Source organism: Blastococcus sp. SYSU DS0539, from assembly GCF_054050855.1.
The window spans coordinates 170,224-183,577 of the sequence record NZ_JBJHAF010000006.1; the positions used below are offsets into that span (position 1 = coordinate 170,224).

The 13,354-nt window shown below is 76.2% G+C and carries 12 protein-coding genes and 1 riboswitch; of the genes, 5 read left to right on the forward strand and 7 right to left on the reverse strand.

All coding sequences use genetic code 11. From position 1 onward, the window contains the following. Window positions 1-116 precede the first annotated feature (116 nt). Window positions 117-431 carry a hypothetical protein gene (locus ACI790_RS09955; RefSeq protein WP_456569623.1) on the forward strand — a complete coding sequence of 105 codons (315 nt, stop codon included), beginning with the start codon at window positions 117-119 and terminating at the stop codon, window positions 429-431. A 117-nt stretch (window positions 432-548) separates the two neighbouring features. Continuing rightward, window positions 549-1,295 carry an SDR family oxidoreductase gene (locus tag ACI790_RS09960; RefSeq protein WP_456569624.1) on the forward strand — a complete coding sequence of 249 codons (747 nt, stop codon included), beginning with the start codon at window positions 549-551 and terminating at the stop codon, window positions 1,293-1,295. Between the two features lie 54 nt (window positions 1,296-1,349). Here the strand turns inward: ACI790_RS09960 and ACI790_RS09965 are convergent, their stop codons facing one another. The 4 genes from ACI790_RS09965 to ACI790_RS09980 form a co-directional block, all read right to left on the reverse strand. Further along, window positions 1,350-2,237: a hypothetical protein gene (locus ACI790_RS09965; RefSeq protein ID WP_456569625.1), complete on the reverse strand. Its 888-nt coding sequence runs from the start codon at window positions 2,235-2,237 to the stop codon at window positions 1,350-1,352. 268 nt (window positions 2,238-2,505) lie between these two features. Next, a riboswitch (cyclic di-AMP (ydaO/yuaA leader) is annotated at window positions 2,506-2,653 on the reverse strand. A gap of 168 nt (window positions 2,654-2,821) precedes the next feature. Beyond that, window positions 2,822-4,486, reverse strand: a complete 1,665-nt coding sequence (locus ACI790_RS09970; protein WP_456569626.1) for a bifunctional 3'-5' exonuclease/DNA polymerase — start codon at window positions 4,484-4,486, stop codon at window positions 2,822-2,824. A 45-nt stretch (window positions 4,487-4,531) separates the two neighbouring features. Further along, the gene (locus tag ACI790_RS09975) at window positions 4,532-5,128 is read right to left on the reverse strand and encodes a DNA-directed RNA polymerase subunit alpha C-terminal domain-containing protein (RefSeq protein WP_456569627.1); all 597 of its coding nucleotides are present in this window, start codon (window positions 5,126-5,128) and stop codon (window positions 4,532-4,534) included. A gap of 47 nt (window positions 5,129-5,175) precedes the next feature. Next, a complete protein-coding gene (locus ACI790_RS09980; protein WP_456569628.1) occupies window positions 5,176-6,405 on the reverse strand; it encodes a saccharopine dehydrogenase family protein in 1,230 nt (409 codons plus the stop codon). A 144-nt stretch (window positions 6,406-6,549) separates the two neighbouring features. Between ACI790_RS09980 and ACI790_RS09985 the strand changes: the two genes are divergently transcribed. Both ACI790_RS09985 and ACI790_RS09990 read left to right on the forward strand, forming a co-directional pair. Then, window positions 6,550-8,181 carry a glycoside hydrolase family 13 protein gene (locus ACI790_RS09985; protein ID WP_456569629.1) on the forward strand — a complete coding sequence of 544 codons (1,632 nt, stop codon included), beginning with the start codon at window positions 6,550-6,552 and terminating at the stop codon, window positions 8,179-8,181. A gap of 93 nt (window positions 8,182-8,274) precedes the next feature. Next, entirely contained in the window at window positions 8,275-9,867 is a 1,593-nt protein-coding gene (locus tag ACI790_RS09990; protein ID WP_456569630.1) for a diguanylate cyclase, read from the forward strand. 60 nt (window positions 9,868-9,927) lie between these two features. On the opposite strand, the gene ACI790_RS09995 is transcribed toward ACI790_RS09990, so the two are convergent. Further along, the gene (locus ACI790_RS09995) at window positions 9,928-10,761 is read right to left on the reverse strand and encodes an HpcH/HpaI aldolase/citrate lyase family protein (protein ID WP_456569631.1); all 834 of its coding nucleotides are present in this window, start codon (window positions 10,759-10,761) and stop codon (window positions 9,928-9,930) included. 143 nt (window positions 10,762-10,904) lie between these two features. Between ACI790_RS09995 and ACI790_RS10000 the strand changes: the two genes are divergently transcribed. Then, window positions 10,905-11,129, forward strand: coding sequence for a hypothetical protein (locus ACI790_RS10000; protein WP_456569632.1), 225 nt, complete (start codon window positions 10,905-10,907; stop codon window positions 11,127-11,129). 44 nt (window positions 11,130-11,173) lie between these two features. Here ACI790_RS10000 and ACI790_RS10005 read toward each other — a convergent pair whose 3' ends face one another. Beyond that, the gene (locus tag ACI790_RS10005) at window positions 11,174-12,202 is read right to left on the reverse strand and encodes an Atu2307/SP_0267 family LLM class monooxygenase (protein WP_456569633.1); all 1,029 of its coding nucleotides are present in this window, start codon (window positions 12,200-12,202) and stop codon (window positions 11,174-11,176) included. A gap of 96 nt (window positions 12,203-12,298) precedes the next feature. Next, entirely contained in the window at window positions 12,299-13,171 is an 873-nt protein-coding gene (locus ACI790_RS10010) for an alpha/beta fold hydrolase (protein ID WP_456569634.1), read from the reverse strand. Window positions 13,172-13,354: the final 183 nt, after the last annotated feature.

Here is a 13,354-nt window from a genome sequence, read left to right on the forward strand (position 1 = left end):
CGGTCCCCTCGTGCTGATGCCCGCGAGGTCGTCCCCGCCGTCGTCCCGTACCTCTCGTGAGTGCCCGTTCGGGCCCGACCTGAACCCCGCTGTCGCCGGGAAGGCACACTGGACCGGTGCAGCCACCCCCCTCCCGACCGTTCCCGCAGGTCCGCGGCGTGGTCCGGCTGCTGAACACCGCCGGCGGCCGGGTGCTGTGCCTCGCCGGGGAGGTCGACGACGCCGTCGTCGACGCGTTCCTCACCCGCTACGGACGGGAACCGGTGCGGATCGACGCAGTCGACGCCGGATCGGTGACCGGCCTGTCGCCCGCGGGCCGGCAGCTGCTGGCCGACCACCTCGACGCCGCCGTGGCGCGGACGGGCTCCCCGCTGCCGCTGCTCCGGTCGCCCGCGCTGGCCGGCTCCTCGCTCTCCACGGGGCCCGACTGACCGGGCGGGCGGAGCCGGTCGGGAGGAGGGCACCGGGCTCTCGTACCGTCCGAGCATGATCGACCTCCCCCTCCACCGCGCCGGGCAGGCGCGCGACGACTTCACGCGGACCACCGCGTGAGCACCGGCACCGTCCTCGTCACCGGCGCGAGCTCCGGCCTGGGCGAGGAGATGGCCCGCCAGTTCGCGGGGCTGGGGTACGACCTGGCCCTGTGCGCCCGGCGCACGGACCGCCTCGACGACCTGGCCGCCGAGATCCGCTCGGCCACCGGCCGACGGGTGGAGACGGCGGCGCTCGACGTCACCGACGCCGCGGCGGTCCCGGCCGTCTTCGCCCGGTTCGCCGGGTCGTTCGGCACGATCGACCGGGTCGTCGTGAACGCCGGCCTCGGTAAGGGCGCCCCCCTGGGCACCGGCCGGGCCGACGTCAACCGCGAGACCGCCATGACCAACTTCGTCGGCGCGCTCGCGCAGATCGAGGCGGCCCTGGAGATCTTCCGCCGCCAGCAGCACGGGCACCTGGTGCTGATCTCGTCGATGTCGGCGCTGCGCGGCATGCGGAGGTCCATGACGACCTACGCCGCCACCAAGGCCGGCGTCGCCTCGATCGCCGAGGGGCTGCGCTCGGAGCGCATCCCCGGCCTGGACGTGTCGGTCGTCCACCCCGGCTACATCCGCTCGGAGATGAACCAGCACGTGCAGCAGCGGACCCGGTTCATGGTCGACACCCCGACCGGCGTGCGCGCCATGGTCGCGGCGATCGAGGCCCGGCGGCGGAGCGCCTACGTGCCTGCCTGGCCCTGGGTGCCGATCGGCCTGGCCATGCGGGTGCTGCCACTCTCGGTCGTCCGGAGGCTGACCTGACGACGTCCGGGACCCACCCGGCCCCGGGCCCGACGGGGCCCGGGGCACCGGCGGTCAGCCCTGGTAGTTGACGTGCACGTGGTCGTAGTGGTTGGCCGTGGCGCTCCCGCGGTTCTCCATCGCCTGCCAGGAGCCACCCGGTGACGACAGCATCCGCTGCTGCCAGATCAGGTAGTCCACGCCGAGCTCGGCCCAGTGCGCCCGGTGGTAGGCGACGATCGCGTCCCCGAGTGCCGCGTTGGACATGACCATGTAGTCGAGCGCCAGGCCGGACGGGTGGCCACCCGGGTCGGCCGCGCTGGGGCGGGTACCGCCGAGGGTGATGCCGGCCGCGCCGGGCACGTTGCTGACCACGGCGTCGGCCGCGGCCTGCACCTGCGGGCGGTGGCTCCCGGCGGTGTTGCTGATGCGCGCGACCGCCGAGCCGGCCACCGAGGCGGCGGCAGAGGCGGCGGCCGGGGCCTGCTGGCGCGGGCTCGCGGCCGCGGGGGCTGCGGGCGCGGCGGCGGCTGCCGCGGCGGCGGCGGCGGCGGCGGCGGCTGCCGCGGCCTCCTCCTCCGCCTTGGCCTTCGCCTCGGCCTCGGCGCGGGCGGCGGCCTCCGCCTCGGCCTGCTGCCGGTCGAGCTCGGCCTGGTCGGCGGCGGCCTGGGCCTGCTGGGCCGCGGCCTGCTCGGCGTCGCGGGTGCTGCGGCTGGCGGCGAGGTCCTGCAGCGGCGCCAGGTCTTCGGTCACGTCGATCGGACCGGACTGGGCGCTGAGCCCCAGTTCCTGGGCGACGCTGACCGACTGCGGCGGATCGGCCTCGGCCTGCGCGGCCGGGTTCACACCGACGAGGGCGTTGACCAGAACCGCGCCGGCGGCGGCGACGCCCAGGTACAGGGCGGGGCGGCGGACGGCCGTGGGCGGCCGGCGGCGGCCGGAGGTGGTGGTGCGGGGGTTCATGGGTGGCGGTGCTCCGAGGGGGTCACGCGGCCGGCCGGAGAGCGGGCCGCGACGGGATGCGGGCAGCAGGGCGCGGGCGTCGGGCCGGCCGGACGGACCACCGGGAGACGGCGAGGAGCCGGTCGAGCGGGAAGTGCTCGGAGGTGGGGGCCGGCAGGCCGGACGCCGGGTGCGCGGACGATCAGGTCCGCGGGCCGACCCGGATGCGGCGGTGCCGGGTGGCGCCAGGACGTGCGGCGGTGCAAGGGCGCGCCATGCGGCGGCTCTCCGTTTCTTCCGTTGCCGCCTACCGGGTTAGCTGACGGATTCGGGCGTGGAAGTCGCCCTACCCGCGCCGCGACGTGCTCGGCGCGCGATTCACCCCAGTGCTGCGGTGGGTCCCCGGCTCACCCGCGGCACGATGGCAGCGGGCGACTCGGCGGCGTCCGACCGAACTCCCCGGATGGGGACGTGGCGACCGGGCGGACCTGGCCACGGTAGCCGCCGTTATGCATACGTGACAAACGGCTGCGGGTTATTTCCCGTGCGTGAGGTGTGTCGCAGACCGGCCGCCGGCCCGTCGGCGGTGTAGCGGCCGTGCCGGGTCAGCCGGCGTCCGCCCACGACCGGACGACGGCGACGTCGAGCGGGAAGTCGACCGGAAAGGTGCCGAACAGCAGGCGCCCGGCGGTCGACGCCGCGGCCCGCACCGCCTCCACCACGTCGTCGGCGAGCTCCTCGGGGGCGTGGACGACGGCCTCGTCGTGCAGGAAGAACGCCAGGTGTGGCCGCCTCTCCAGCGGACCGTCGCCGCCCAGCCGCCACAGCCGGTTGCGCAGGTCGGCCAGCCAGCACAGCGCCCACTCCGCGCCGGTGCCCTGGACCACGAAGTTGCGGGTGAACCGACCCCAGGCGCGGCGGGCCCGGTCGCGCTCCTCCCGCGAGCCCGGCTGCTCCGCGGGCTCGCCGAGGTCCACCGCGCGCTGCGCCCACGCCCCGCTGGGCGGCGGCGATCCCCTGCCCAGCAGGGTGTGCACCACCTCGCCCCGCTCCCCCGCCCGGGCGGCTTCCTCGACCAGCCCGATGGCGCGCGGGTAGCGGCGGGCCAGCCGGGGCATCATCCGGCCGCTCTCGCCGCGGGTGCCGCCGTACATCGCCCCCAGGATGCCGAGCTTGGCCTCCGCCCGGGTGGCCACCGCCCCGCCGGCGACCATGCCCTCGTAGAGGTCTGTGGCGCGGGCCGCCTCGGCCATCGCGGTGTCGGCGCTCATCCCGGCGAGCACCCGGGGCTCCAGCTGGGCCACGTCCGCGACGACGAACCGCCAGCCGTCGTCCGCCACCGCCGCCGGGCGGATGACCGTGGGCACCGACAGCGCGCCCCCGCCGTTCGACGCCCACCGCCCGGTGACGACCCCGCCGGGCAGGAAGGATGAGCGGAACCGCCCCGCCCGGGCCCAGGTCTCCAGCCAGCTCCAGCCGTTGGCGGTGAGCAGTCGCATCAGCTTCTTGTACTCGAGCAGGAACGGGACGGCCGCGTGGTCCACCTGCTCCAGGGTCCACGAGCGGGTGTCGGCCACCGGGAGACCGGCCCGCTGGAGCGCCCGCAGCAGCTCGGCGGGCGAGTCGGGGTTGAGCCCGGGGGCGCCCAGCGCCGCGCGGATCTCCACCAGCAGCCGCTCGAGCACCGCCGGGCGCCCACCGGCCACCGGGCGCGGCCCGAGCAGCCCGGTCAGCAGGCGCTCGTGCACGTCGGCCCGCCAGGGGAGACCGGTGTGCGTCATCTCGGCGGCCACCAGGGCACCGGAGGACTCCGCGGCCAGCAGCAGCGCGAGCCGGTTCCGCTGCGGCGAGGCGGCCAGGGCCGCCTGCTGCCGCCGGTGCTCCGCCGCTGGGTCGAGCAGGTCGGCCGGGTCGGCGGGCGGGAAGAGCGCCGGGTCGGCCGCGGCGACCGGCTGCAGCGCGTCCCAGCCGGCGGTGTCCGGACCGGCGAGCAGCTCCTGGTCGGCGAACGGGGTCCGCCGCAGGATGGCGTGGGTCAGCCGCAGGTCGGTGCAGCGCTCCACCCGCACCCCGGCCGCCAGGAGCGCCGGGTACCAGCGCGTGGTGTCGTCCCACACCCAGCGGACGGGCTCGGCTGCGGCCTCCCGCTCCCCGACCAGCGCGGGGAGGTCGTCGGCCGCGACGCGGGTGACCGCCGCCGTCGCCCCGTCGGCGGCGAGCGCCGCGGCCTCCACCGCGGACCCGCGGCGCCGGAGCGCGACCAGCTGCACCCCCGCAGTCTGGCCGACGTCACCGACGCCGCCCGGGAACGGGCCCTAGCCGAGCAGCCGGCGCAGGCAGCGGGCCGGCGCGGTGAGGACGGCCCGGGCGACGTGCACTCCCAGCCGGAGGAGATCGGCGTAGTCGGGCGGCCGCACGGGCGCCGGGCCGGCCGGTGCGGCGGGCGCCGGCCGTGCGGACGGCGGGCGGCTCGGCGACGGCCGGGGCGACCCTGTCCCCGGGGACGGCACCTCCGGAGACCCGGTCTCCGGGGCCGGTGCGTCCGGCAGCAGGAGGTCGACCGCCGACCGCCGGCGCGGGCCGCGCAGCGAGTCGAACGACGGGATGCTCGGGGCGGCCGGGGACTCCTCCTCGGCCGACGCGGACCCCGCGTCGGCCGCAGCCGGGGCGGCGGCGGGGGTGCCCGGGCCGCCCGCCCCGGGCAGGCGCGTGGGCGGTTCGGGGACGACGGCCCGGATGGCGGCGACCATGCCCGGGCCCAGTCCGGCGATCGCGCTCAGCTCGCGCCGGGTGAGCGCGGCCAGCGCCGCGACGTCGGTGATCCCGGCGCGGGTCAACGCGGTCACGGCGCGCCCGGGCAGGCCGAGGCCCTCGATGGTGGCCACGGGGTCGTCCGGCGAGCTGATCGGCATGTTCGCCAACCCTAGCCACGCCGGTCCGGGGCCGCCGACGCCGCTGCTCAGCGCGCGGTCACCTCGTAGGTGTGGCCGGCGGCGCGCAGCCGCTCGACGAGCACCTCGCCCATCGCCGTGGCCGGCGTGAGGGAGCCGGCCCGGTCGGGCAGCCGGTCGCCGTCGAGCGCCAGCGCGAGGGCGCTCTCGCCGAGCATCACCGCCGTCGCCGCGTACCCCGGATCCCCCTGCCCGGCCGCGGTCGCCCGGTACCGGCGGCCGTCCTCGGTCCCGGCCTCGACGACCATGCGGAACCAGCCCTTCTCCCGGACCGACTCGCTCGGGCCGCTGCCGGGAGCCGGCAGCACGCGGTCCAGCAGGGCACGGGTGGGCCCGAACCCCATCGCCGCCAGGGTGCCGGCCAGGCCGGCGGTGACCCCGGCGGCGGTCACGGCACCGAGGGGACCGCGTCCGCAGCCCATCACCTCGCCGTAGCGCAAGGACCGCCCGTAGGCCCAGTCCTGGAGCGCATTGCTGCGTCGCACGATCCGGGTGTTGAACGAGGCCATCACGAACGGCGCGGTCCACCGGCCGTCGGGCGTCCGCGACGGCGGAACGGCGTCCCGGGGCTGGCGGGTGTCCGGCTCGGCGTCCCGGTCGGGGCTGAGCGCGTAGGGGTCGGTCAGCCGGCGGCGGAGCGCCGGGTCGTCCTGCACCGCCTCCAGCTGGGCGCGCATCGAGTCGATCGTCCCGCCGCTGAACCCGCCCCGGGCCGTCGCCACCAGCTGGACGTCGCGGAGGCCGCCCGCGCCGTCCTCGTGGGCGCGGCGCGCGAGCAGCATCGCGCTCAGGTCGGAGGGGATGGAGTCGTACCCGCAGGCGTGGACGATGCGCGCGCCGGTCTCCTTCGCGACGTCGTCGCAGCGCTCGATGGCGTCCCGGACGAACAGCACCTCACCGGTCAGGTCGGCGTAGTGCGTGCCGGCGCGGGCGCAGGCCTCGACCACCGGCAGGCCGTACCGGGCGTAGGGGCCGACCGTGGTCGCCAGCACGCGGGTGCTCCCGGCGAGGGCGGCCAGCGACGCCGCGTCGGTGGAGTCGGCCTCCGCCAGGCCCCAGTTCCGGCCGCCGGCCGGCAGGGCGTCGCGGACCTCCTCGAGCCGGGACCGGGACCGCCCGGCCAGCGCGATGCGGGTGTCCTCGGGGGCGTGCTCGGCCAGGTAGGCCGCGAGCAGCCGCCCGACGAAGCCGGTGGCCCCGTAGACGACCAGGTCGTAGGTCCGTTCGCCATCTGCCATGCGGCCATCCTGGCCCGCCCGGGCAGCGTCGGCAGCCCGCGGTCCCCGGCAGCCGCACCTCTCGGGGCGGTCACGAGACGCACCACGCGCCCCTTCCCGCCCAGCAGGCACGGGCACCCGCACCGGCCTGCCGATGGAGGTCGCATGGCAGTGCGGCTCGCATCGGTGCGGACCGCGACCGGTCATCAGGTCGCGGCACGGACGTCGTCGTCCCCCTGGTGGCGCTCGGCGGTGGTCTACCAGGTCTACCTGCGCTCGTTCGCCGACGGGAACGGGGACGGGATCGGCGACCTGGCCGGCCTCCGTTCCCGGCTGCCCTACCTGTCGTGGCTGGGCGTCGACGCGGTGTGGATCAACCCCCACTACCCCTCCGGGGGTGCCGACGGCGGCTACGACATCGTCGACTACCGCGCCGTCGACCCCGAGTACGGCGACGTGGCCGACCTCGAGGCGCTGGTCGCCGAGGCCCGCGCGCTCGGTCTGCGGGTCGTGCTCGACGTCGTCCCCAACCACACCTCCGACCGGCACCCCTGGTTCCAGGCCGCGCTCGCCGACCCGGACTGCCCCGAAGCGGCCCGCTACCACTTCGCGCCCCCGTCGGAGGAGCCGCCGAACAACTGGCAGTCGCTCTTCGGCGGGCCGGCCTGGTCGCGCACCCCCGACGGCCGCTGGTACCTGCACCTGTTCGCCCCCGAGCAGCCCGACCTCAACTGGCGTGACCCGGCCGTCGCCGCGGACTTCGAGCGGACCCTGCGCTTCTGGCTCGACCGCGGCGTCAGCGGCTTCCGCGTCGACGTCGCCTACGGCCTGTTCAAGGACGCCGACCTGCGCGACAACCCCGGCGCCTACTCCCCCACGCTCTTCGGCCACGGCCCCGAGCAGGCGATGACGTGGAACCAGCCCGAGGTGCACGACGTGTGGCGCCGGTGGCGGTCGATCTGCGACGAGTACCCGGACACCATGCTGGTCGGGGAGGTCTGCCTGGCCGACCCGCAGGAGGTCGCGCTCTACTCGCGGCCGGACGAGATGCACCAGTCGTTCTCCTTCCGGCTGCTGAAGTCCCCGTGGTCGGTCGAGTCGTTCGCCGACGGCGTGCGCAGCGCGCTGGACGCGTTCGGCGAGGTGGGTGCGCCGGTCTCCTGGGTCCTGGGCAACCACGACAAGGACCGGCAGGTCACCCGGTTCGGTGGCGGCGCCGTGGGCGCGGCCCGCGCCCGGGCGGCGGCCCTGCTGATGCTGGCGCTGCCCGGCTCGGCGTACGTCTACGCCGGCGACGAGCTGGGACTGCCGCAGGCCGACGTCCCCGACGAGGCCAAGCGGGACCCGATCTTCTTCCGCAGCGGCGGAGCGCGCTCCGGCCGCGACGGCTGCCGGGTGCCGATGCCGTGGAACCCCTCGACCGGCGTCGGCTTCTCCACCGGGGACGCCGAGCCCTGGCTGCCGATCCCCGACGGGTGGGACCGCTACGCGGTCTCCCGTCAGTCCCGCGACGGCGGCTCGATGCTCACCCTCTACCGCCGGGCGCTTGCCCTGCGCGAGGCGCACCCGGCCCTCGGCTCGGGCGAGGCCACGGTCAGCACGCGGGGCGACGTCCTGACCGTGCGCTGCACCGCGGCGGACGGCAGCGTGGTGCGGTGCGTGGTCAACATGGGCTCCGAGACGGCGCTGGTGCGTTCCCGGGGCACCGTCCTGCTGGCCTCGAACACCAGCGTCCGCCGGTCGTCGGCGACCGTGGCGCTGCCGCCGCACACCGCCATCTGGCTCGCCGAGGGCTGAGGTCCGGCGGGGCGACGTCCCGGCGCCGGGCTGGTGGGGCACTTGTGCGCACCAGCCCCTCAAGTCGACCGACCGCCCGGCCGATGGGGTGGGGTGACCAGCGTGGTGGAACGGCCGGACGACGCGGCGAGCCCGGTCGCGCCGCCACCCGGCGACAGCGGCATCTCCGGGCTGTGGGCTCTCATCGACGAGCTCGAGGACCGTTCCCGGTTCGACGACGACCTGGACCGCCGTGCGGAGCGGGCGGTGGCCGCGGCCCGCGACCTCGCCGTGCCCGAGCTGGAGCAGCGGGCGCGCCTGGTGCAGGCCGACCTGGTCCGGCGCCGGGGCGACATCGCGGAGGCGGGCCGCCTCGCCCAGCGGGTCAACCGGTGGGCCGGCGACGCCGGGAGCCGGTACGTGCTGGCCCGCAGCCACTTCGTCCTCACCGCGGTGTTCCAGGAGGTGGGCGACCGGTCGCTGGCGCTCGAGCACGCGGTCCGGGCCGTCGAGCTGCTCGACCCCGACGCGCGTCCCGAGATCCGGATCGACCACTACGCCCGGCTGGCGGACTGCCTCGGCCTGAACGGCGACCTCGCCGCGCGCGAGCGCTACGGCCTCGTGCTGCGGCTGGCCGAGGAGATCGGCGACGTCGACCGCCAGCTGCTGATCCTCAACAACCGCACCTACTGCGAGTCCCTCGCCGGCCGCCACGAGGAGGCGCTGGTCTGGATCACCGAGCTCCAGGACCTGGCCGCCCGCCACGACATCCCGCTCCGCGTCGGCCGGCTGGACACCGTCGGTCGGGCGCTCATGGACCTGGGCCGGCTCGAGGACGCCGAGGCGGCGATGCTGCCCGGGCTCTCACCGGAGGCGCTGGACGCCTCGCTGGACGGCGACGCGGGCGCGGACTTCCTGCTCACGCTCGCCGAGATCCGGCGCCGCCTCGGGAAGCTGGCGGCCGCCCAGGCAGGGCTCGACGAGTGCGTGCGCCGCTGCGAGCGGCACGGGCTGACCTCGATCCGGGTGCGGGCCCGCCGGGAGCAGGCGGAGCTGCACGCCGCCACCGGCCGGTTCCGGTCGGCCTACGAGGAGCACCGGCGGTACTGCGACGAGCTGATGGAACTGCAGTCGGCCGAGCGCGACGCCCGCGCCCGCACGCTGCAGGCGATGTACGAGACCACCGAGGCCCGCCAGCAGAGCCGCCGCTACCGCGAGCTGTCGCTGCGCGATCCGCTCACCGGCCTCTACAACCGCCGCTACGTCGACGACGAGCTGCCCCGCCTGCTGGCCGCCCACCCGGGTCAGGTCACCGTGGCACTGCTCGACCTCGACCACTTCAAGCGGATCAACGACACCTGCTCGCACGAGGTCGGCGACCGGGTCCTCCGCACGGTCGCCGAGCTGCTCCAGGAGCACGTCCCACAGAACCCGGGAACCGGCTCCTTCGCCGCGCGGCTCGGCGGCGAGGAGTTCCTCGTCGTGCTGGCCGGCACCGCACCCGGCCCGGCGGCACCGCACCTGGAGGCGGTCCGCCGGACGGTCGCCACGCACTCCTGGGCCGAGCTGACCGGCACCCTGCCGGTGACCGTGAGCATCGGGGTGGCCGGCGGCGGCGCCACCCCGGCGGACGTGCTGGCCCGGGCCGACGCCGCGCTGTACGCCGCCAAGCGTCAGGGCCGCGACCGCGTCGTCACGGGCTCCTGACGGCCGGCCCGCCCGCCCGGCCGGCGGGGGCCTGACGGTCGGGCGTCGGCGGTGGGGCGGTCAGACGGGCTCGACGCCGAAGATCCCGGCCAGCCGCTCGATCTTGCGGGCGCGACCCAGCCGGGGCAGGTCGCTGCCGTCGCGGATCACCTGACCGCGGGCGTCGAAGTCGGCGAGGAAGTCCCGGGCCCAGGCGACGTCGGAGGGCGCGGGGCTGATCACCTCGTTGATGACCGGCAGCTGGTCCATGTCCAGGCACAGCTTCCCGGTCAGGCCCAGGGAGACGGTGACGGCGGTCTGCTCCCGCAGCACCGGAAGGCTGGTGCTCACCGTCGGCCCGTCGATCGGACCGGGCAGCCCGCCGATCCGGCTGGCCAGCACCAGGCGGGTCCGCGGATAGGACATGGCCAGCTCGTCGGCGCTGGTGCCGGTGTCCCTGCGGTAGTCGCCGCTGCCGAATGCCAGCCGGAAGGCGCCACGGGCGCGGGCGATGTTGACCGCCTCCTCGATGCCGAGGGCGGACTCCACCAGCGCCAGGACCGGCGTGGCGCCGCCGAGCCGGTCGAACGTCTCGGTCACGTGCTCGGCGGCCTCGGCCTTGGCGAGCATGACGCCGAGCAGGCCCGGCAGCCCGGCCAGCCCGGCCATGTCGTCGGCCCAGAACGACGTCGAGTGGTCGTTGATCCGCACCCAGGCGCTGCGGTCCTCCCGGGAGAGCCACTCGGCCACGCCCTCGCGGGCCTCCGCCTTGCGCGCCGGGTCGACGGCGTCCTCGATGTCGAGCACGACCGAGTCGGCCCGCGACTCGTGCGCCACGTCGAACAGCTCCGTGCGCGCGCCGTTCACCAGCAGCCAGGAGCGCGCGTCCTCGGGACCGACCTTCCGCCGTCTCACCACGCACCCATCCTCGTACGGATCTCCGCGCGGCACCGCCCGGCGCGCACCCCGCCGGAGCCGGATGCGCGACCCATGCGTGCTGCCGCCCACCGCGGGTACGCCGGTCCCACCCGGACGCACGACGATCGGCTGGAGGAAGCATGAGCGAACGCGAACGCGAACTCGAGGAGACCGGCACCGGCGAGGGTGCCAAGCGGATCGGTCAGGCGCCGACGACGACGGACGTGACCGACCCGGAACGGTCCTCCCGCAACACGGCTGCGGGGACCGGCTCGGAGCCGGGCGAGGGCCCCGTCCAGCCGGCGGCCGACGAAGGCGTGGATCCCTCGGCGAGCATCGAGCCGCACAACGAGGGGCTCGCCTGACCGTTCCTCCTGCGGCCGGCTGAGCCCGGGCGGCGAACCCGGGCTCAGCCGGCCGCGAGGCGCGGGACGACCTCGGTGCCCAGCAGCTCGATCCCGCGCAACAGGTCCTCGTGGGCCAGCCGCGGGTTGGTCATCTGGATCGCGACCCGGTCGACGCCGCCGAGCTGCCCGGAGATCCGGACCAGCTTCTCGGCGACGGTGTCTGGGTCGCCCATGAAGAAGGCGCCGTCCGGGCCGCTGGTCGCGTCGAACTGCGCCCGGGTGGGTGCGGCGAACCCGCGCTCCCGCGAGACCTTGGTGAACAGCTCGTGCCAGCCGGGGTAGATGGTGTCCGCGGCGGCCTGCGTGCTGTCGGCGACGAACCCGAACACGTGCAGCCCCACCTGCAACTTCTCCGGGGCGTGCCCGGCGTGCGCCCCGGCCCGCCGGTAGAGGTCGATGAGCGGGGCGAACTGCCGGGGCTCCCCGCCGATGATGGCCACCATCAGCGGCAGCCCGAGCAGCCCGGCGCGGGCGAAGGACTTCGGCGTCCCGCCCACCCCGACCCAGATGGGCAGCGGGTCCTGCAGCGGCCGCGGGTAGACGCCCTGGCCGGTCAACGCCGGCCGGTGCTTCCCCGACCAGGTGACGTGCTCGGACTCCCGGATCCGCAGCAGCAGGTCCAGCTTCTCGGCGAACAGCTCGTCGTAGTCGCCCAGGCTCAGGCCGAACAGCGGGAACGCCTCGGTGAACGAGCCGCGGCCCACCACCAGGTCGATCCGGCCCCGGCTGATCAGGTCGAGGGTGGCGAACTGCTGGAACACGCGCACCGGGTCCGCCGCGCTGAGCACCGCCACCGCGCTGCCCAGCCGGATGCGGGACGTGCGGGCCGCGGCGGCGGCGAGGATGACCGGCGGCGCGGAGTCGTAGTACTCGGGGCGGTGGTGCTCGCCGATGCCGAAGGAGTAGAGCCCCACCCGGTCGGCGAGCTCGATCTCCTCCAGCAGGTGCGCCATCCGCTCCTCCGGACCGACGACCCGCTCGGTGCGGGGGTCGGTCACGGCCGAGACGAAGCTGTCGACGCCGAGGTGCATGGCCGTCCTCCAGGGATCGGGGTCCGGCCCGGCCGGACGGCCGGGCCCGCGCGCCAGTCAACACCGCGGACGCCGGTTCCCGCCCGGGGCTCCCGGTCAGCCCGCCGGCACCACCCGGTCCAGCCAGGCCAGCAGGTCGGCGACGACCTCGTCGCGGTTGGTCTCGTTGAACACCTCGTGCCGGGCGTCCTCGTAGACGGCGAGGGTGACGTCGGTCAGCCCGGTGTCGCGCAACCGCTGCACCAGGCCGTGCACCAGCGCGAGCTGCCCGGTGACCGGGTCCTGGTCGCCGACGGCGACGTACACCGGCAGGTCGCTGCGCAGCCGGCCCAGCCGCTCGCGATCGGCCACCTGCCGCGCGGAGACGAACATCTGCCGGCTGTCCGCGGCCGTGAGGCCGAAGCCGCACCGCGGGTCGGCGACGTAGGCGTCGACCTGGGCGTCGTCCCGGGAGAGCCAGTCGTACTCGGTGCGGGCCGGCTCGAACGCGGCGTTGAACGCGGAGAGGTCCGTGGGCGCGTCGAGGTCCATGGCCGGCTCCAGCAGGTCCAGCGCGGCGGTGCCGGTGAGCACCAGGCCGGCCAGCTCGGCAGAGTGGTCGAGGACGTACTGCTGGGCGGCGAAGGAGCCCATGCTGTGGCCGAGCAGCACCAGCGGCGCGTCGGGCAGGTCGGCCCGCACGTGCGCGCTGAGCCGGCCGATGTCGCGCACCAGCTCGTCCCAGCCGCCGGGGCCGAGGTCGCCCCAGCGGCCGTCCTGCGCCGTGGCGCCGTGGCCGCGGTGGTCCTGCCCGACGACCACCCAGCCGGCACCGGTCAGCGCAGTGGCCAGCGCCTCGTAGCGGAGCAGGTGCTCGCCCATCCCGTGGGTGAGCTGGAGGATGCCCCGCACCGGGCCGGCCGGGTCCCACCGGTAGGCGGTGACGCGGACGTCGTCGGCGGAGGCGATCGAGAAGGTCTGGTCCGGCATGCCCGGAGGCTACGGCGGGCGGCCGAGGTGCGCGGCGGGCGTCAAACCGGGCGGGTGACCGGAGCGGCAGGGCGGACGACGCTGTCCTGCCCGCTCCGGGGCGCTCGGCGCAGCGCCGTCGGGCAGGATCGGGCGACGACGCGGGGGCACCACCGGGGTGCTCGCGCACGAGCCGACGGAGGA

What these genes read in the sequence shown, in the direction of transcription:
- ACI790_RS09965 (WP_456569625.1), bottom strand. Translation starts at nt 2,237, where the DNA reads ATGAACCCCCGCACCACCACCTCCGGCCGCCGCCGGCCGCCCACGGCC.
- ACI790_RS09975 (WP_456569627.1), bottom strand. Translation starts at nt 5,128, where the DNA reads ATGCCGATCAGCTCGCCGGACGACCCCGTGGCCACCATCGAGGGCCTC.
- ACI790_RS09980 (WP_456569628.1), bottom strand. Translation starts at nt 6,405, where the DNA reads ATGGCAGATGGCGAACGGACCTACGACCTGGTCGTCTACGGGGCCACC.
- ACI790_RS09985 (WP_456569629.1), top strand. Translation starts at nt 6,550, where the DNA reads ATGGCAGTGCGGCTCGCATCGGTGCGGACCGCGACCGGTCATCAGGTC.
- ACI790_RS10000 (WP_456569632.1), top strand. Translation starts at nt 10,905, where the DNA reads ATGAGCGAACGCGAACGCGAACTCGAGGAGACCGGCACCGGCGAGGGT.
- ACI790_RS10005 (WP_456569633.1), bottom strand. Translation starts at nt 12,202, where the DNA reads ATGCACCTCGGCGTCGACAGCTTCGTCTCGGCCGTGACCGACCCCCGC.
- ACI790_RS10010 (WP_456569634.1), bottom strand. Translation starts at nt 13,171, where the DNA reads ATGCCGGACCAGACCTTCTCGATCGCCTCCGCCGACGACGTCCGCGTC.